General features: G+C 40.1%; 18 protein-coding genes. 13 read left to right on the plus strand and 5 right to left on the minus strand.

Annotated features, from left to right (window positions below; all coding sequences use genetic code 11):
* Window positions 1–5: 5 nt before the first annotated feature.
* From KSMBR1_RS14615 to KSMBR1_RS23570, 4 genes are all read right to left on the minus strand, one after another.
* Window positions 6–584 (minus strand): BREX protein BrxB domain-containing protein, encoded by a 579-nt coding sequence (locus KSMBR1_RS14615; RefSeq protein WP_099325981.1) that lies wholly within the window; start codon window positions 582–584, stop codon window positions 6–8.
* Window positions 559–1,329, minus strand: a complete 771-nt coding sequence (locus KSMBR1_RS14620) for a BrxA family protein (protein ID WP_157820630.1) — start codon at window positions 1,327–1,329, stop codon at window positions 559–561. Before KSMBR1_RS14620 ends, KSMBR1_RS14615 begins: the two co-directional genes overlap by 26 nt.
* Before the next feature lie 701 nt (window positions 1,330–2,030).
* The gene (locus KSMBR1_RS14625; protein WP_099325983.1) at window positions 2,031–2,348 is read right to left on the minus strand and encodes a DUF2779 domain-containing protein; all 318 of its coding nucleotides are present in this window, start codon (window positions 2,346–2,348) and stop codon (window positions 2,031–2,033) included.
* 456 nt (window positions 2,349–2,804) lie between these two features.
* Window positions 2,805–2,942 carry a S16 family serine protease gene (locus KSMBR1_RS23570; RefSeq protein ID WP_157820831.1) on the minus strand — a complete coding sequence of 46 codons (138 nt, stop codon included), beginning with the start codon at window positions 2,940–2,942 and terminating at the stop codon, window positions 2,805–2,807.
* 792 nt (window positions 2,943–3,734) lie between these two features.
* Here KSMBR1_RS23570 and rd point away from each other — a divergent pair.
* The 13 genes from rd (at window position 3,735) to KSMBR1_RS14695 (ending at window position 15,213) form a co-directional block, all read left to right on the plus strand.
* Window positions 3,735–3,896 carry a rubredoxin gene (gene rd / locus KSMBR1_RS14635; RefSeq protein WP_099325985.1) on the plus strand — a complete coding sequence of 54 codons (162 nt, stop codon included), beginning with the start codon at window positions 3,735–3,737 and terminating at the stop codon, window positions 3,894–3,896.
* A gap of 208 nt (window positions 3,897–4,104) precedes the next feature.
* On the plus strand, window positions 4,105–4,521 hold the full coding sequence (locus KSMBR1_RS14640; RefSeq protein ID WP_164995425.1) for a hypothetical protein: 417 nt from the start codon (window positions 4,105–4,107) through the stop codon (window positions 4,519–4,521).
* Window positions 4,518–5,462: a thioredoxin-disulfide reductase gene (trxB, locus tag KSMBR1_RS14645; protein ID WP_099325987.1), complete on the plus strand. Its 945-nt coding sequence runs from the start codon at window positions 4,518–4,520 to the stop codon at window positions 5,460–5,462. The genes KSMBR1_RS14640 and trxB overlap by 4 nt, the downstream gene beginning before the upstream one ends.
* 62 nt (window positions 5,463–5,524) lie before the next feature.
* Window positions 5,525–5,968 carry a ferritin-like domain-containing protein gene (locus KSMBR1_RS14650; RefSeq protein WP_099325988.1) on the plus strand — a complete coding sequence of 148 codons (444 nt, stop codon included), beginning with the start codon at window positions 5,525–5,527 and terminating at the stop codon, window positions 5,966–5,968.
* A gap of 990 nt (window positions 5,969–6,958) precedes the next feature.
* Window positions 6,959–8,404 carry an adenylate/guanylate cyclase domain-containing protein gene (locus tag KSMBR1_RS14655; protein ID WP_099325989.1) on the plus strand — a complete coding sequence of 482 codons (1,446 nt, stop codon included), beginning with the start codon at window positions 6,959–6,961 and terminating at the stop codon, window positions 8,402–8,404.
* A 21-nt stretch (window positions 8,405–8,425) separates the two neighbouring features.
* Entirely contained in the window at window positions 8,426–8,806 is a 381-nt protein-coding gene (locus KSMBR1_RS14660; RefSeq protein WP_099325990.1) for a response regulator transcription factor, read from the plus strand.
* A 144-nt stretch (window positions 8,807–8,950) separates the two neighbouring features.
* A complete protein-coding gene (locus tag KSMBR1_RS14665) occupies window positions 8,951–9,736 on the plus strand; it encodes a DUF4912 domain-containing protein (protein WP_099325991.1) in 786 nt (261 codons plus the stop codon).
* A 25-nt stretch (window positions 9,737–9,761) separates the two neighbouring features.
* Complete coding sequence (locus KSMBR1_RS14670; protein WP_099325992.1) at window positions 9,762–11,348, plus strand: glycoside hydrolase family 57 protein; 1,587 nt, start codon at window positions 9,762–9,764, stop codon at window positions 11,346–11,348.
* A gap of 53 nt (window positions 11,349–11,401) precedes the next feature.
* Window positions 11,402–11,842 carry an Hsp20/alpha crystallin family protein gene (locus KSMBR1_RS14675; RefSeq protein ID WP_099325993.1) on the plus strand — a complete coding sequence of 147 codons (441 nt, stop codon included), beginning with the start codon at window positions 11,402–11,404 and terminating at the stop codon, window positions 11,840–11,842.
* Between the two features lie 169 nt (window positions 11,843–12,011).
* Window positions 12,012–12,518: a BCAM0308 family protein gene (locus KSMBR1_RS14680; RefSeq protein WP_099325994.1), complete on the plus strand. Its 507-nt coding sequence runs from the start codon at window positions 12,012–12,014 to the stop codon at window positions 12,516–12,518.
* Between the two features lie 61 nt (window positions 12,519–12,579).
* Entirely contained in the window at window positions 12,580–13,047 is a 468-nt protein-coding gene (locus KSMBR1_RS14685; protein WP_099325995.1) for a universal stress protein, read from the plus strand.
* 151 nt (window positions 13,048–13,198) lie between these two features.
* On the plus strand, window positions 13,199–14,380 hold the full coding sequence (locus KSMBR1_RS14690) for a methionine adenosyltransferase (protein ID WP_099327080.1): 1,182 nt from the start codon (window positions 13,199–13,201) through the stop codon (window positions 14,378–14,380).
* Window positions 14,381–14,553: 173 nt separating this feature from the next.
* Window positions 14,554–15,213, plus strand: a complete 660-nt coding sequence (locus tag KSMBR1_RS14695) for a plastocyanin/azurin family copper-binding protein (RefSeq protein ID WP_099325996.1) — start codon at window positions 14,554–14,556, stop codon at window positions 15,211–15,213.
* Between the two features lie 112 nt (window positions 15,214–15,325).
* On the opposite strand, the gene KSMBR1_RS14700 is transcribed toward KSMBR1_RS14695, so the two are convergent.
* A complete protein-coding gene (locus KSMBR1_RS14700) occupies window positions 15,326–17,944 on the minus strand; it encodes a bacteriohemerythrin (protein WP_099325997.1) in 2,619 nt (872 codons plus the stop codon).
* Window positions 17,945–18,270: the final 326 nt, after the last annotated feature.

Raw genomic sequence — 18,270 nt, forward strand, 5'->3', positions numbered from 1 at the left:
ATACCTCAGTAAATTTTTACCCTGTAATTATAGCCGCTAATGCCCTCTATTTCCTGAATGTCCATGAACCTAAGCTCGTTTTCGCCTTCTCTTGCACCCGGGTAAAATAAAATCATAGGGACCATAGTTCGGCGGTGCATCTCGTCCAGAAGTTTACTCATACGGTAAATTGCTGGCGCCAGGGCTGCTGCCCGTGTAAGGAACACAATATCGATTTTGGGATTAAGCCCTTCCATAAGTTTTTGAAGCATATCAGGCAATGGGCTGAGCTTTGAGAGGATATTGTTTACAGTTGACTGTGTCCTTTGGAATCCAAATTTTTTCTCTGTTTGTATAACATAGGATAACCCACGTGTTTTCTCAATTCCTTCCCATATGGATTTTGCCAGAGAAATGGTAGTAACCTTCCTTCCTTTATTGTTTAATCTGGTGGCTAAACGGGAGACTTCTTCGCGTAGTTTATATTCTTCCTGCGGTGGATAGCAGAAGATGGCAAAGGGCAAATCATGGTATGCGCTGATACGTAAGGGGTCTGATACCAAATCCTGTTCCAGATTATCAATACGCTCCCGAAGCGATGTCATGAGCTAACTCCTCCGTTGAATGATAGGGAAATTCTATGCGGATGAGCCTTCCAGCGGCATGGTATTTCAGGTATCCTGTCTGATGCGATTCAAGAAACATACGTTCCACGGCCTGGGGTTTGAGGAGAAACAACTTCCAATCCTCATTTTGAATAATAAGCTCTCCGGTAGAAACCCGTGAATGGATAAGAAATGCAACATACGCAAATGCTTCAATGGGCAGGTAGAAGTTGGCTATCTGTTTTTTCGACTTACCTTCCAATATACCAAAGTCCCTCAGAGTTGACATTACCCCCCGTGATAGCCTTCCCTTTACTGAATCACTCCACATCTGGTCAAACATGCCGGGTTTTGCACTTTCTATAAATTTGTATACATCTCCTGATGAAATAGCAAGTTGTCCTGCGTAATATCGGTCAAAAAGATCAAGGATCACGAAATCATAAAAGAAATCGTCAATTTTTGCTGTGTGATAATACATAATAGAGCGGATAATGGATAAATCAACATTTTTAGCGCATAAAATTTTCAGAGCCTTCCATGCATAGCTTGACTCTTTTGTAACAAACCGGGCGAGGAAATATCGTTTAACAATCTCATTGGTCCATGAACGGGATCTCTTTCCTAAAACATTTTTGCGCACGATCTGCTCCACCCACGTATTAATATCTACCGCAGGATCGAATATATCTAATAAAATGCGCGTTTCATCAATGAATGCGCCGCCGTGTGCTAACCATGTCATGTATTTTTTTTCTGCCATTCAGAATAACCAACCCTAATGTTTGTATTTTTAAATGAAGGCGGTATGACAACCAAATATTACTTAGTTCCTTAACTAAACCACTCTCTATGCGGGTGTGAATAGCAAAAGCGGTGCTATTGTATCTACAAAAAAATATTCTTTAGTATATTGCGAGTAGGAATGTTTTAAGGTTCGCACTGGAGCAGAAGAAAACAAGGACAAAGGTAACACTTTAGTTTTTTGAAAAATTCCAATAATCGCAATGTAGGGGCGAAGCATTTGCTGTAAATTGTCATAAATGCGTTCATACCCAAAACGGGCAAATGCTTCGCCCCTACTTTTTCAAAAAACTAAAGTGTTACGGACAAAGGCGTTTATCAAATTAAGTAGATGATGAACTGTATCAGATACCACTCATCGGGGTATAATCCCTTCTGCCCAGATAAATCAATCTGATGATAAGTTTTGAGCGATACCATCTCACGATGATTGGAGTTAGCTAGTTCTTCGGCCTCATCAGCCTGGAAAGTAAACTTTCAGTCAGAAGTATTGCAACATGAGCGACACACACGTGGAAGTGAGGTGTACCCCATTGTCAAGACAGATTTGATCGATGCGCTTCCCTCTTGTTTGTAGCTATAGTAGTAGAAGGCTTTGAAAGGATCCAACAGATCAACTATTCGGGCTTGTATCTTCTGATTTCACTCCCCGTAAGCCGGAAATACTTCGCATGCTTTGTTGAGTTTATCTTTTTCAAAGTATGCTTTGTATGCAACAATCGATCCTTTAGTGTCAAGGTGTTTTTTCAATAGCTTTAATAATTCCGGACGTGGATCGTCTTTGCCTTCTGCCAAATAACTGATGTGCTCAAGTTTACTCTTTGGTGATGCTTGAATATGAAGCGAGAACTGAAATGGAATCTGTTGATACGGCTTTACAGAATCAAACATCAGTATTGCAGTTCCGATAGTCTCAAAATCAAAATCAAGGTAACACTTTAGTTTTTTGAAAAATTCCAATAATAACGATATTTTGCCGAACGATGTAGGGGCGAAGCATTTGCATGCTTGGGCATGAACGCATGTATGCCCGTTATAGCAAATGCTTCGCCCCTACGTTTTCAAAAAATTAAATTGTTACAAATCAAGATTATAATTGTAATCTCTATTTAAGTAAAATTCTCCAAAAAACGCAGCTTTTCTACAGTATAGTAATTCCAATGCATACAGGGTTTCTTGAATAATTCAGGAAAGCAACGGCGGCTTTTAGGGCGGTAACTCAAGCCTTCTTTTTAGCCTTTTTATCTGCCCTCTTTTCTTTGAGGGTTTTGGTAGGTTTTTTCTTTTCTTCTTTACGAGAGTCTTTTCCTTTACTCATTTTTTTTCTCCTTTTTATAGATGAACTGATATGAAATTGTTTTCTCCATGTGATGCAATATTAAAACAAAAAACGAAGATGATTGCCATTTTTTTATTCTAAACTGGTTGCCATTTCAGTGCTGAGACTATGCCTGTCGCGAGGGCAATTCCCGTCGAAGGTTCTTCTTTGGGTACCCCCATAAAGGTTGCAAACACGGCCACGTCGTAGTTTTGGCGCCACTCGGTACTGGAAATTGTTAAAGGTCAATTTGTAACACTTTAGCCTTTTGAAAAATTCCAACAATAACGATGTTTGCCGCATAGTGTAGGGGCGAAGCATTTGCCATAAATTGTCATAAATGCGTTCATACCCAAACTGGCAAATGCTTCGCCCCTACTTTTTCAAAAAACTAAATTGTTACAAAAAACATCACTTTTTTTTAAATAGTGTAAAACATCTTTGAAAAACGTGGGAAAAAGGCGTCTTTACTTTTCAGGAAAGAAACATATTTTGAATGAAAAACCGTAAATAGCAGAGAAAAAAGCATGCTCACCTATCGCTTCAAAAAATATATCTTATTGGTTGATAACTATCATTGTGGTAGTGTAAAATATATATGCTTGCATACGAATTAAAAATTTGTCTTCCTGTTTCAGCGGAAAGAAATAGGGCTTGATTGCCACCTAATTTATTGCTTGGCCTTTAAAATAATTGTAAGATTATATGTTTTTTGTCGTGATAAAGATTTAAATTCGGTATATAAAAAAAGGGTAACTATTCAGCGTAAACGATACACGGCTCGTTCCCAAACTCCAGTTTGGGAATGCATTTGTTCGAGAAACTCCGGTTTCTCGCCTGTTTGCTGATAGATAGGGAATAAAATCACAGGGTTAAGACAGTTTGTAATTCGTCAAGTCTGACACGCACTGGAAACAAAGTTTCCAGTGCAATTGTGTTCCCAAACTGTGGTTTGGTAACGAGTTGCGCTCTGATCTCCGGTAGTTTAATAAATTACGCTGAATAGTTACAAAAAAGGAGGATTTATAATGGAAAAATGGGAATGTAGTGTTTGCGGCTACGTATATGATCCGGAAAAAGGTGACCCGGATAACGGGGTTGCACCTGGGACTTCTTTTGAATCGATACAAGATGATTGGGTCTGCCCTTCATGTGGTGCGAACAAGGATTTATTTGACAAACTCGACTAATGGTAATTTTTTTCATCTTATTCTTATGCTAAAATTTCTTCTCAAAAAAAACATTCGGGTTTACGCTGCTGTTATTAGTATGCTGATGACACTTTCGTTCTGTAAATACGCTGCAACTGGTACAGAAAAGAGAGATGAAACAAGCCGACCCTCTGTAACATATTCAAACCCCTATTTTAAAGGAACCATGGAAGAGAGGTTTTCTCAAGTGGAAAAGATATCCAAACTTTTTGGAGTAGAATGCGATCATTGTCATAATGAAGAGTTAACTGTTTTTACGGAAAATGGTGAAATTTCAAAAAAAATGATGGCTGCCTCTGTTGCCCTTGGAGTAGATTGCGATTATTGTCATATAGACGGTAAGCGCTATACCGAAAAAGAAAACCAGGCAAGGAATATGTTTGAGCTTTCCGAAACGATGGCGGTTGAATGCAATTTTTGTCATATGGGGAAAGAGAAACTGACGTCACGAGGGTTGCAGGCAAAAACTGCTTTTCTAACACGTGATTGGGCGACAAAAGGTTCAAAGCAATGCCTGGAATGTCATATTGAGAAAAAACAATTTGCGCTGAATTTTTATGGCTGGCAGGTTTTAAATGCCATGAAAGGATTAAAGGGGATGTGAACAGGGATTACGATGTAATAATAGTGGGTGGCGGGCCTGCAGCACTTGCAGCGGCGGTTTACACTTGCCGGGCATTATTAAAGACGGTGGTTTTTGAAAGAAAAATTACCGGCGGTCAGTTAGCCGGCACAGATATGATAGAGAATTATCCTGGGTTCCCAGACGTAATCAGCGGCGTAGACTTAACACAGCGGATGGAAGAACAGGCGAAGCGCTTTGGATTGATTGTCCGCTATGAAGAGGTTCTGAAACTAACAGTAGAAGATGGACTGAAGGTAGTAACCACAGATACTGGTGTGTATGCAAGTTATGCGGTTATTCTTGCCTGCGGAGCCGATCCAAGAAAATTAGATATACCGGGTGAAAATGAGTTTTACGGAAGAGGTGTCAGTTATTGCGCTACTTGTGACGGGGCATTTTTCCGAGACAAAGATGTAGTTGTCGTTGGTGGCGGTGATTCCGCTTTGACGGAAGGTATTTTCCTGACAAAATATGTTAAAACAGTTCAAATAATTCACCGGGGGGAAGCATTCAAAGCCGCAAAGATTTATCAGGAAGATGCTTTCGCCAATCCGAAGATACACGTCAGTTTTAATACCACCGTAGAAGAAATTCATGGCAAAGAAAGTGTAGAAGGCATTATTACAAGAAATGTGGTTACAGGGGAGAAAAATAGTTTGCCCTGTCAGGGTATTTTCATTTTTATTGGAAGTGTGCCGAATACCTCATTTTTGGGAAATTTGTTGTGCGTTGATACGGGTTGCCACATTGAAACAAACATGCACATGGAAACGGAAATAGAGGGTGTCTATGCTGTCGGCGATGTGAGAAAATGGTCATACCGGCAAATTGCAACTTCGGTGGGTGACGGCGTTACAGCGGCTATTGCTGCCGAACATAAACTTGCCGAATTGAAGGCGTTAGGCAAAATAAAAAACTAACTTGATACGTTTAAATAAAAAATCCATGTTATAACTTTTAACGGTAGGGAGGGATTGCAATAATGAATGTAAAAGAACTCATTGAAAAAGCTGTAATGCATGAAGACAAATCGCAGAAGTTTTATTTGGATGCCTTAAAGCATGTTACAGACCCAGCAGCGAAGGTCTGGTTAAAAGAACTTGCGGCAGAAGAGGTAAAGCACAAGGAGATGTTGCTAAATTTTGATACGTCCAAAGTGATGAGTTTCAAACCTGGCGAAACACAGGATTTGCATATCTCAGAATTCCTGGTAGACAAGGACGTCTCTGAAATCAAAGATTTTCAGGATGTATTGATTATTGCCATGAAGAAGGAACAAAAGTCATATAATTTTTATGTTAGTATGTCTCAATCAACCGATAGCATGGAGATGAAAAAAATGTGCAGAATTCTGGCACAGGAAGAACTAAAGCATAAACATAAATTAGAAGTAGCCTATGATGATATGGTGTTTTCAGAAAATTAAATGTAGCCTGCTAAGTTCCATGCGACACCTAAAGTAGATGGATTTATCGAGGCCATTTATTCTTAATATTTAGATGCATTAATCCATCGATAACAGTATGCAGAAGGGTAACTAAGGGATGCCGTAGGGCGAAGACTGGTGTTACCCTTCTGCGCTCTCCGCAATTTTTCTTCTCACGTAGCCCCCTAGTTTATTCTTTCTCATAATAAACTACAAAATGAACTTCATAGGGTGTTTTATAGCCAAACAAATATGATTTTAGAAAGTTTGGCAACAAAATGGCTTTCTGAAAAATAGATTTATTGTATTAGTTTAGTTTTTTGAAAAAGATATTCACGTGTGCCTTTTATGTGATTGGGACTTCCGCCATGTTTTAAGGAAACGTTACAGTAGTGTTAACCCTGTCAGGGTTGTTTCGTCCTGACCCCTTGAACGATTACAAAAAATTGGGAATAATCCCTGGCGCTTTTCTTCAGTAACTACAAACTCAACATCGGTTTCGAAACCGATGTTGAGTTCCTCGAAATGGGTTCATGATTCGTTTCCAGTCACCGCAATCTTCTCCTTGACTTGGCTCAAAATTGCCGTTTTGCATATGTTCCACGCCTTGTTGTGCAAACAGGTGGCTACACTGGCGGGTTTTCGCCATCTCAGGTGCGGGGAACTGTCAAATTGCTTATTGACAAAATCTTGTTTCCTGTTATAAGAATGGCACGTCTGCGGAAAAATTATAGACTAACGAGCCGTGTTTATTTACGCGTAAAGATTGTAAAAAGGCAACATTTCAGTTTTTTGAAAAAACTCAATAAAACTAAGAATTCCGTATTGGTTTAGTTTTTTGTAAGTTTTTATTCGTGTTTCTCCATTACCCTGTTAATACTCTATGCGTTTTGTGTTTAAAATCTTTTTGGTTGAGGTTTTGCTTCGCCGCATATATGTTTTTTATAAATAACTACAGGTAAAATACCCCCCCTTTTATTAACAGTAACAATGTCCCAAATCAATCTTGAAAAACTGGTTTCCAAAAAAGATTTGTTCAGTCTTTTGAAAGACTTAATAAACGTATTGGGAAACCCAATAGAAATTCAAGGCAAAGAAGGGAAAACCATTGCCTCCTTTTGTGATCAACCAGACGTAAACGTACAAACCCATAATGACGTCATAAGTACAAACAACACCTATCCTATAAAGCTCAACGACATTGCCATAGGCTGGGTAAAAGGGGACCAACCGGCTCACGTATTTTCAGAACTGCTTTCATATCTGGCAAATAAAGAGTTTGAAAAAAAATCCCTTGCCAGCGATATGCTTGACAAATACAGGGAAATAAACCTCCTTTACGACATCGCAGATAAAATAGCCGCATGCACTGAAGTTAAGGACGTTGCGCAGTTGATTATTGACGAGGCAAGGCAGTTAATAAACGCAACAAACGCTTCCCTGATGCTGTTGAACGACAATAATACACTTGAAATACTGTCGGCGTATGGAGAGGAATATATCCCAAAGACCATATTGCAATCAGGCGAAGGCATTGCCGGGAATGTGGCCGTTACCGGCGTCGCAGAGATAGTGAATGACGTTGCTTCTGACCCGAGATTTGTGAATGGACACAATGCTGTTTCTTCCTTACTATGCGCCCCGCTCAGGCTTAAGGACAGGATTTTAGGCGTAATGAACCTCAGCAGCCGCTCCCCTTACCCTTATAGCGCCAGAGACCTGAAGCTGCTCAGTATTTTTGCGTCCCAGGCGGCGTCTTCCATTGAGAATGCCATTTTATATGAAAACAGAATGAAGACGGAAAATATTAAGGCGCATTTACAACGTTATGTTTCGCCCCAGATTGTAAGCTCCATCCTGGAAGATTCCGGGGGAAATTCACTAAACCCATCAAAAAAGAAAATATCCATTCTGTTTTCCGACATTAGAAATTTTTCCACTGTATGCGAGAAGCTTGCACCTGAAAAAATTGTAACATATCTCAATGAGTATTTTTCACATATGGTGGAAATAATATTTGAACATCAGGGCACAGTAAACAAATTTGTAGGCGACATGATTGTTGCCTTCTTCGGCGCTCCTTTTCATTGCGATAATAATGAAACGCAGGCAATTAAATCTGCTATTAAAATGCAGCAATGCATTAAAAAAACGGGCAGTAGTTGGATACGGGATAATTTTACTACCGGCATCGGCATAACTGCCGGAGAAGTGGTGGTTGGCAATATAGGCTCTCCCCGGCATATGGACTATACAGCAATAGGTGATGAAGTAAATATCGCAGACAGGCTGCAATCCCTTGCAAAAGGCGGACAAATATTGGTGGAGCATAATGTATATCATGCAACCAAAAACATATTTGAATTTGAAAAATTTGGCAAAATCACCGTAAAAGGCAAAGAAAAACCAATAGATATCTTTAACGTAATTTATTAGATAACAAAGGGGGGGAGTAGTATGCCGAAGGTATTAATTGTAGATGATGAGCCACATATAAGACTGTTGCTGGAACAAACGCTTGAAGAATTTGAAGAGAAAGGAGTGGAAATTATCACTGCCGGAAATGGCAAACAAGCGTTGGAATTAATAAAAAAAGAGACGCCCGATATTGTCTATCTTGACGTAATGATGCCGGAAATGAATGGCTATGATGTATGCAATGCGGTAAAAAACAACTCTGCACTGAAGGGCGTCTATATCATTCTGCTTACTGCAAAAGGGCAGGAATATGACAAAAAAAGGGGTGACGATTCAGGCGCAGATATTTATATGACAAAACCCTTTAATCCCGATGTGATCATTGCAAAGACAGCAAGCATTTTGAATATAACATTATAACTGCGTTAATGAATTTCATTGACTATTCCTTGTTGTTTACAGTATAATCAATTTCAATATGTGACTGTAAAATACTATTATACAACTACTTATGAATATGCTTGCCTGTGGATGCATTTTCAGAATTTATGATTTTTTGAAACTATGGACAAAGACGTTATGAAAGAAATCTTCCTCTTAATCCTGGAGATTTTTAAAGCGCTGACAGAGATCTTGTGGGAAAAAATAAAATACGTTTTAAAAATACTTTGGATTCGGTTTTTTGGTTATGAAGAAATACCTCAAGAGAAAAAAGAAGCGGTAGTGGAATGGGGGGTTACAGGGGAAGATGAATGGCCTGGCATAACTGAAACAGAGACGAAAGAGCCTCCGGTAAAAGAAATGGTGGTCTCTCCCCCATCCGCAATTCCCGATCTTCCGGATAGCTACGGGGAAAATCGAATCGTAATCATGCAGAGAGACCCATTATGCCTTTTCTGCTATTGGGAACTACAGCAGGCCAAAATAGACAACTTCCTGAAAAACCTTTCTACGTTGGCGTATGACGCAAGCCTCGTCCTGAGAGTGTATGATGTGACAAACATTCTTTTTGACGGCAATAATGCCAATAAGTATTTTGATAGTGTCTTAGTGCAGGGAGCCAAAGACTGGTATATTCATTTAGAGGAACCAAACAGGTCATTCTGTGCAGACATAGGCTTTTTAACCTCAGACGGAACCTTCCATATGCTGACAAGGTCAAATACCATAACAACACCAGGTATGTGCCCTTCTGATATAACAGAAGATCAGCGGGTTGAAATTGAAGCGCCTTATGAAAAGGTGTATGCTTCTATGGGCATTGATGCAGCTTCACATGTCCCTGAAAGCGCCTCTGCGAAGTGGCAAAGATTTTTTTCACACATTTTATCATCCAGTGAAATTTGCTGATTAGTTCTCATTCTGAAAAAGATATATGAAAAAAGGCTATCTATCCTTAATATTGCATGCCCATTTGCCCTATGTCCGCCATCCGGAATTTGATGCATACCTTGAAGAAGATTGGCTCTTTGAGGCAGTGGCCGAAACATATATCCCGCTGATTAATGTGTTTGATAACCTGATAAATGAACACATTGATTTTCGTATTACAATGACTCTGACTCCTCCACTTATTTCAATGCTTACCGATGAACTTCTGCAGCAGCGTTGCCTCCGGTACATAGAAAAACGACTCGAACTTGCGGAAAAAGAGATTAAACGGACAAATAATCAATCCGAATTTAATCAAATTGCAAGGATGTACTATAATCATTTCCACGATGCAAGATATGTATTTGCGGAAAAATACCAGAGAAACATTATTACTGCGTTTAAAAAATTCCAGGATGCCGGAAAAATGGAAATTATTACCTCCTGTGCTACGCATAGCTTCCTTCCTCTTATGAATAATAATGTAAATGCGATGCGGGCGCAGATACACGTTGCCATGAATCATTATGAAAAACATTTTGGCAGAAAACCGCGTGGAATATGGCTTCCCGAATGTGCTTACGAACCCGGCATTGACCAGCTTCTTAAAGAAGAAGGTATCAGGTTTTTCATAGCCGAGGCACACGGACTCCTCTTTGCCTCGCCACGGCCAAAATACGGTATCTATGCCCCCATAGTATGCCCGTCAGGGGTTGCTGTTTTCGGGAGAGACATAGAATCTTCCAAGCAGGTTTGGAGTTCCAAAGAAGGATATCCAGGCGACTTTTATTATCGAGAATTTTACAGGGATATCGGCTTTGACCTTGATTATGACTATGTAAAGCCGTATCTCCATGGCGATGGAAAACGTTCGAATGTTGGGATAAAATATTACCGCATTACCGGAAAAACAAATCACAAAGAGCCTTATTCAATAGAAATGGCGCGGAACAAGGCTGCGGAACACGCCGGGAATTTTATGTTTAACCGGGAAAAACAAGCAGAATATCTGGATTCCCTGATGGATAGAACACCGATTATCATTGCCCCGTACGACGCTGAACTCTTTGGTCACTGGTGGTTTGAAGGTCCGCTCTGGATTGATTTTCTTTTCAGAAAGATTGCGTTTGACCAGCAGACGATTTCGCTGATTACCCCTTTGGAATATCTTGACAGATATCCTGAAAACCAATGCGCCGTCCCTTCCGCCTCCAGTTGGGGATATAAAGGTTACAGCGAATACTGGCTGAATGATAAAAATGACTGGATTTACCGCCATCTTCACATAGCGGCAGATCGTATGGTTGCGCTGGCAAGAACATACCCCCGCACCGATAAATATTCCATACAACAGCGGGCCTTGAACCAGGCCGCACGGGAACTTTTATTGGCACAAAGCAGTGACTGGGCGTTTATCATGAAAGCCGGAACCATGGTAGAATACGCCGTAAAACGAACAAAAGAACACCTCTTTCAATTCAATAAACTTTATAATGATATCCGGGCAAATGCTATTGATGAAAAATGGCTTTGTGAAATAGAACATAAAAATAATATATTCCCCGATATAAACTATTGCATTTACCAGTAATAGCAGCAATTATTTTTATTATCCCATACATTTTTAGAGAAGGAGACACGAACATGTCCTCTGAAATGATGAAGTGGCCTTATCTGCCAATGATGGACACATTCAAAAAAGAAATGAATAAACTTTTCGATACCTTTGGAGGTATCGGCGAAAATGTTTTCCGGGAATGGATGCCCCCTCTTGACATATCCGAGACAGGAGAAACCGTTGTTGTTAAGGCCGAAATACCCGGTGTTGACCCAAAGGAGATCCACATATCCGTTAAAAACGATGCGCTTACCATAAGAGGCGAAAAGAAAGGAGAGAAGGAAGAAAAGGGGAAAAACTATCATTTTATCGAAAGGAGATACGGAAGTTTTGTGAGAACTGTTTTACTACCTACCGCCGTTAAATATGAGCAGGCAAAGGCGGAATACAGAAATGGCATTCTGGAAATAACGTTGCCAAAGCAGGAAAAAGAAGAATCGAAAAAGATTCCGATAAAAGTGAATTAAATGCTGGACCACGGTTATTGCATAACTATCCCGGCTTTCAATAACTCTTTGGCATGATAAACCATGACAGGAGTATACGCTCAAACAAGACCCTTGTTTTTTTGCGCTTTCTGACAAAAGGAAATCTGTACGACGTTTTTTCAGATGCGCGAAAGGAGGAATGCCTAGTATGAAAATACCAAAAGATGTAGGCAAATTTGCCCGTGACAAAATACATGCAGAAAACGACCCGTATTTGCCCAAAAAAGGGTTCATTGATTACTCTATATGTAAAGATTGCAATGCGATTTATCACAATAAAAAATGGTTTCTGGACGCCAATCTTTATGAACAAAAAAAATCCCTGAAGGATATTAACTGGGTAGAATGCCCTGCATGTAAAAAAACAAAGGAAAACGTGCCCAGCGGTATTGTTACTTTGAAGGGAGAATTTTTGCAACAACACAAACAGGAAATTCTGAACCTCATTAAAAACGAGGATGACCGGTCGAAGAAGTTTAATCCGCTAAAAAGAATCATGAAGATTGATGAAAAAGGCGGGGAAATTGAAATCTTTACTACCTCAGCAAAACTCGCACAACGTATCGGCTCGATTCTGCACAAGGCTTACAATGGAGAAGTAGATTATAAAAAACATGAAAATGCAAAATTCATGCGTGTTGCATGGACGCGTTGATTGCATGGCAAGCGCTTTGTAATAATCCGGTAAAATAACTTTATACTGAGGGGCCGATAGCATGATTATTGTCAAAAATATTCTCTTCCCAACCGATTTTTCTCCATGCGCTAAACAAGCTTTACAATATGCCTTATCCCTTGCCACGCTCTTTAAGGCAAAACTGCATATCCTCTATGTTGTTCCAAGAATGAATGTCTCCATTAGCGCAGGCGGGGTAATGTATCCCATTTTAAAGGTATATGAAGATATGGAAGGAAAAGCAAAAAAGAAGATGCATCACTTAATCCCAAAAAGGTTTCTGGAACAAATAGAGGTAAATAATATCATTGTTCGTGGCACGCCATATGTGGAAATTATAAAAGTTGCCAAAAAACAGAACATCGATCTTATCACCATTGCAACACACGGGCGTACAGGGATTTCCCATGCCCTTATGGGCAGCACGGCTGAAAGAGTGGTGAGGAAGGCGCCATGTCCCGTTTTAACAATCAAGCACCCGGAACATGAATTTGTAATCCCCGCATAATGTATTTCAATTTCTTATTCTTTAAGTACCGCCGTTGCCTGAATCAGAGTGAGAGGTAAACAACCCCTCTTGCCCCCCTTTATTAATGGGGAATAAGGCACAATCGGCAGTCGGCAAATTGCAGATTGCAGACTGTAGACCGAGGCTTTTTATGGAAATAATAATAGAACAAACACGGGAAACGCCCGTCGGCAAATCTTCGGTAGAGATTGTGGAACGTAAGGGCATAGGACATCCTGACACACTTTGCGACGGCGCAGCAGAAGAGTTAAGCAAGGCCTTTTCAAAATACTATTTGGAGCATTTTGGAAGAATCCTGCACCATAATGTCGATAAATGTCTTCTGGTGGGCGGATGCGCTGAAGTCTCTTTCGGAGGCGGCAGGGTAACCGTTCCTATGAAATTAATTATGGCAGGCCGCGCCACTGAATATGCCGGAAATAGCAAAATACCACTGGAAGAAATTGCAAAAGAAACCATTTATGCGTGGCTAAGGAATCGCATGCGATTCCTGGAACCGGAGAAGAATGTTGTCATTGATATGCAGACAAGAACAGGAAGCGCAGATTTACGGGCAACCTATGATAGTACGCAGCTTTCGGCAAACGATACTTCGGTTGGCGTAGGGTTTTCACCAATGACGGAACTGGAATCCATTGTGTATTCCACCGAACAATTTCTCAATTCTGCAGAAACAAAACGCAATTACCCCATGGTCGGCGAAGATATTAAAATTATGGGGATCAGATTAAACGATCAAATAAATCTTACTATTGCCATTGCCTTTGTAGCCCGATTCATTTCATCAAAAGAAGAATACCTCAAAATCAAACGTCTTCTCGCAGAATACATCGATGCATTTATTAAAAAACATACCTCAAAAAGAATCACCAGTGTCATCAACGCCGCAGATGATGCAGAGAGGAATATTTACTACCTGACCGTTACAGGTACAAGCGCGGAGTGCGGAGACGACGGACAGGTAGGAAGGGGAAACAGGGTAAACGGCCTTATTACCCCCTATCGTCCTATGACGATGGAAGCGACTGCGGGGAAAAACCCTGTTACCCATACAGGAAAATTATACAATATAGCCGCGCATGAAATATCCAGGGAACTTACACAGAATGCGGATATTCACAATGCAGAATGCTATCTGGTGAGCCAGATAGGAAAACCTATTACCGAACCGCAAATTGTGCACATAAAAATACATTCCTCCATTACCAGAGAGTCCCTGGAAGACATATGCACAAATATTGCAAAGAAACATCTCCACCTGATACCGCAATTGTGGGAGAGTATTTTAGAACAACGTTTTACCCTCTTTTAAATCAGGCTGCTTTTGGCAGCGACTTTATTATGTTGTTAATGTTAATGTAGAGACGCATTGCATGCGTCTTTCTGTTGTGTCGGTAAGTTCTTTTGTGTCGACATTATTATCAATCATTTAAAACAGCACATATTTTCATGGCAATTCTATTTAGCAAGGAGAAATTTACTTAAATGGCTATAAAAATAAGCTTCAATTCCGGCAGGATAAAATTCCTCATACACCTTTCGGTTTTTATCAGTGCGTTATGTTTTGTAATGAATACAGACGCTGGAGAAAAAAAGACGGGAGAGATACATGGCACCGTAGTAGCAAAAAAGGCAAAATATAGAAAACATGCTATTGCTTATATAGAAAAGACATCTGAAACGTACGACACTCCCGTTGAACATGCCGTTATGGACCAAAAAAATATCACATTTATCCCCCATGTCCTTCCTTTATTAAAAGGTACAACGGTAGATTTCCTGAACAGCGACGATGTACGGCACAATATCTATTCTTCTGATGATGTTGCAGATAATATGAATCTTGGCTCATGGTTTAAGGGGGAAACACGATCTTTTACTTTTAACAAAACAGGAGTGGCAACAATGCGATGTAACGTGCATAGTGATATGTTGGCTTATATTGTAGTATTGCAGAATCCGTATTTTTCCAGGGTAGACGATGAAGGCTTTTTTACAATAAACAATGTGCCGGAAGGTAAATATACTTTAAAACTTTGGACGGCGCCAAAAAGAGTCTTGTGGGGAAAATATCCTGAAGCAAAAGATATATCAATTGAAGTAACTGCGGGGGGGATTACGAAGGTTGCCTTTACAATCGAATAACCGCACAATGAAATATACACCGATAATCTTTTAGGGAGCATTTCCGAATAATCCTCTGATTTTGTGAGCCAGTGGGGTGGGGTACGGGCAATTCCACCTCCTCTGGTTTTCCTTAAAAGACACCCTTTGCATTCAAATAGGGGCCATACTTTCTGTCTTCAGTAAGGATATGGTCAATAATCCAATCTTTAAACAAATCCAGCGCCTCCATATTCATCTCCATGTCTTCATTACTGATTTGCTTTTTTATTTTCATTATATCTTCTATCAGCCTCTGATGTTTCATTCGATGGGATTCATAATCATTATAGTAGTGTTCTCTTAATAAGTTTTCTTCCTCGGCAAAATGATATAAAACGAAATCAATTAAAAAACTTATTGATGCGTCTAAAATGGGAGTTTCTTTTTTTGAATCGATTGCTTCGCAAAGTTTATTTGCCTTTGCCAGCAGCTGTTTGTGGTGGTAATCGATTTTTTGTATATTGATGCAATACTCATTTCTCCAGTAGAAAATAGGTAGGCTGTTGAGGGTTGGGTCTAACAGATGTTTTCTTCTTTTTTTAAATGTTTCGAAAAGTTTCCATCGTATTACCGGGATATCCCTGAGTTCGTTGCCTGATATTTTACAAATCTCAACCGGTTCCGTTGCGCGAATCTTAAACAGGCTGGGCATACCGAAAAGCATGCCTTCTTCACCGAAGAAATCGCCTTCTTCCAGGGTTTCCAATACGTCCTTTCCGATATAGATTTGCAACTTTCCCATCTTAACAACATAAAGATCGGAGCAGTTTTTATCCAAAAAGATTTCTCCTTCGGGATAGTGGTGGAAACTCATTGCGCGCGTAAGCATAACCTGCCTTAGATATGATATGGAATAACCAAGAAGCCATGTCTTTTGCAGGAATTTTCTTTTTTCCTGTATTTTCTCAATCCTGCCATACAGTTCATTCTTCTTTACAAACCCGATATACAATGAGTGGGGCAGTCTTAATGCCTGCACAAAACTTGCCGCACGATACGTATCTGCCGAAGGGGCATTGTTCAGAGCTGACATTTCACCAATCAAAGCGCCCGCAGACAATATGCCCTGTCTTCCCGTGCCGGCTTGTATGTGTTCTACGTTTCCGGTTAAAATTAAAAAAATATCATCCGGGATGGTTCCTCCCTTTAGCATGATCGTTTCCGGATTAAACGAAATTACCGGGTTGTTTAACAGGATTCTTACCTGATAAAGAGGCACGGAGGGGAAGTACGATTTCAGATGTTGAAAGGCATATTGGCGGGCATACTCCTGATGGGTGGGAATTAATACGTCAACCATTCCAAAAGGGGCGCCTGAGCCGATTTCTTTCTGCTGACTGGTCAATTCCGAAGAGGTATGCGATAATATAATCTTTTCCGATGTATCCTCCCGGAAATCTTCTGCTTTCCCATGAATCAATCCGCCCCCGATATCAATTTTTTTTAAGGTGACTTCTTGTAAATATTCTTTTTCTACCCGGTCATAAAACTTTTTGGAAATCCCGGAGCCTGCGTTGTCCTCTGAAATCATGCCGTTTAACGCATCAAGGTCTACGGTATCAGCATAGTGTGCATAGGTTTTATAGCCATCTTCACATAAAGCGCGAAAAATGAATATGTTGTTTTCCACGGGGTGGGGGGAAATCATAGGGTATACCTCTAAGCCGTCAATATTATTCCAGACGTTAAACTCAAGATCGTTGACTTCAAAGTAATCGGAAAAATTTTTCTCTTCAATGGAAACCAACGCGGAGAGTTTTTTCGCGACAGAGACACGCACCAATGGAGTAGCAAAATACTTGACACGGTGATCCGCCCGCATTAATGTAGTAAGTCCGGCAAAATGGTCATCGTGGGCGTGGGTATGGAAGATGCCTTCAATCTCGTTAACATTAATTCCTAATGCTATAAGACTATTGGCAATATTCGGTTCTGCGTCAATCAGATATACTTTCCCCTGAAACATTATAATGCTTGACATAGCAGGGCGTTTGATATCCCATCCATCGCCCTGCCCGGAGTGAATTATCGCAAAATACTCCCTCTTTATGTTGTGAAACCCAAGTGAATAGGGGGCGCTGTAGTTTTCGTGGCGGGCAAGATTCAGGTCAACCGTAATAAACTCGCCTTGGTACTGCAATTCAAAGACATTCAGGCGTAAATGTCTGATAAACACGCCATTTCGAATTTCCGTAGGCTCGTTTTTCACTATTACGGCGTCGAGAAGATCTTTAGTTTTATGGATTTTTCCATAGGCAAATTTTAACTTTACATTCATTAATTCCTTTGCCTCGTCAGGAGACATACCGGCGTTTATTAATTCTTCTTCAGATACCAAACCGTAATTGCCTCTATATATATATTGCATTTGAGCCTCTACTTGGTCCTCTGACCCAATAAGCATTGGTTTGGCATTTGTATTATTGGGGTGATTGGGCAACATCATTCCCTGGCGGTAGAGCATCTGCATTACGGGAAATTCTGCAAGATTTGCAAATCTTCCATTTTGTACTAACAAGTCTGACAATAAAATAGCATTAGGCCCCGATTCATACTTATCTTCCCCTACTATTCTGTTTTGGATAAACCCCTGTTTTTTTAAATGTTTTACGGCATCCGCCGGGCAACCACACAAGATATAAACACCGGCTTCGGGTATTTCTACCCAAAAGACTCCATTCGTAATCTTGCATTTTCTTAATTTGGACATTTATAAAAACCTTCCTGCAAATACTAAAAATAGAACGTAAACTATTATAGCCAAACAAATACTGTTGCCGAAAGATGAGCAATAAAATTCACTGTAAGGGGTGACACGGACAAACTTGTTTGTCCGTGTCACCCCTTACAGTGAATGATAGAAGCACCATTTTGCGTGACTTTTCATAAACGCTAAAACTATACCATTGTACCCATGGCAAGTAAATTAATTTTAAATAATTCATAACAATTTAGTACCTTATCGGTAATTTCTTTGTATTTCTTGGCAAAATATTTAATTGTGAAATCCGAAATGCTCAATATACTAGAGAGGTT

Source organism: Candidatus Kuenenia stuttgartiensis (genome assembly GCF_900232105.1).
Classification (GTDB): Bacteria; Planctomycetota; Brocadiia; order Brocadiales; family Brocadiaceae; genus Kuenenia; species Kuenenia stuttgartiensis_A.

Coding starts and splice junctions, on each gene's coding strand:
- KSMBR1_RS14660 (WP_099325990.1), top strand. CDS start 8,426: ATGCCGAAGGTATTAATTGTAGATGATGAGCCACATATAAGACTGTTG.
- KSMBR1_RS14700 (WP_099325997.1), bottom strand. CDS start 17,944: ATGTCCAAATTAAGAAAATGCAAGATTACGAATGGAGTCTTTTGGGTA.
- KSMBR1_RS14665 (WP_099325991.1), top strand. CDS start 8,951: ATGGACAAAGACGTTATGAAAGAAATCTTCCTCTTAATCCTGGAGATT.
- KSMBR1_RS14650 (WP_099325988.1), top strand. CDS start 5,525: ATGAATGTAAAAGAACTCATTGAAAAAGCTGTAATGCATGAAGACAAA.
- rd (WP_099325985.1), top strand. CDS start 3,735: ATGGAAAAATGGGAATGTAGTGTTTGCGGCTACGTATATGATCCGGAA.
- KSMBR1_RS14655 (WP_099325989.1), top strand. CDS start 6,959: ATGTCCCAAATCAATCTTGAAAAACTGGTTTCCAAAAAAGATTTGTTC.
- KSMBR1_RS14690 (WP_099327080.1), top strand. CDS start 13,199: ATGGAAATAATAATAGAACAAACACGGGAAACGCCCGTCGGCAAATCT.
- KSMBR1_RS14675 (WP_099325993.1), top strand. CDS start 11,402: ATGTCCTCTGAAATGATGAAGTGGCCTTATCTGCCAATGATGGACACA.
- KSMBR1_RS14680 (WP_099325994.1), top strand. CDS start 12,012: ATGAAAATACCAAAAGATGTAGGCAAATTTGCCCGTGACAAAATACAT.
- KSMBR1_RS14615 (WP_099325981.1), bottom strand. CDS start 584: ATGACATCGCTTCGGGAGCGTATTGATAATCTGGAACAGGATTTGGTA.
- KSMBR1_RS14670 (WP_099325992.1), top strand. CDS start 9,762: ATGAAAAAAGGCTATCTATCCTTAATATTGCATGCCCATTTGCCCTAT.
- KSMBR1_RS14685 (WP_099325995.1), top strand. CDS start 12,580: ATGATTATTGTCAAAAATATTCTCTTCCCAACCGATTTTTCTCCATGC.
- KSMBR1_RS14695 (WP_099325996.1), top strand. CDS start 14,554: ATGGCTATAAAAATAAGCTTCAATTCCGGCAGGATAAAATTCCTCATA.
- KSMBR1_RS14620 (WP_157820630.1), bottom strand. CDS start 1,329: ATGACATGGTTAGCACACGGCGGCGCATTCATTGATGAAACGCGCATT.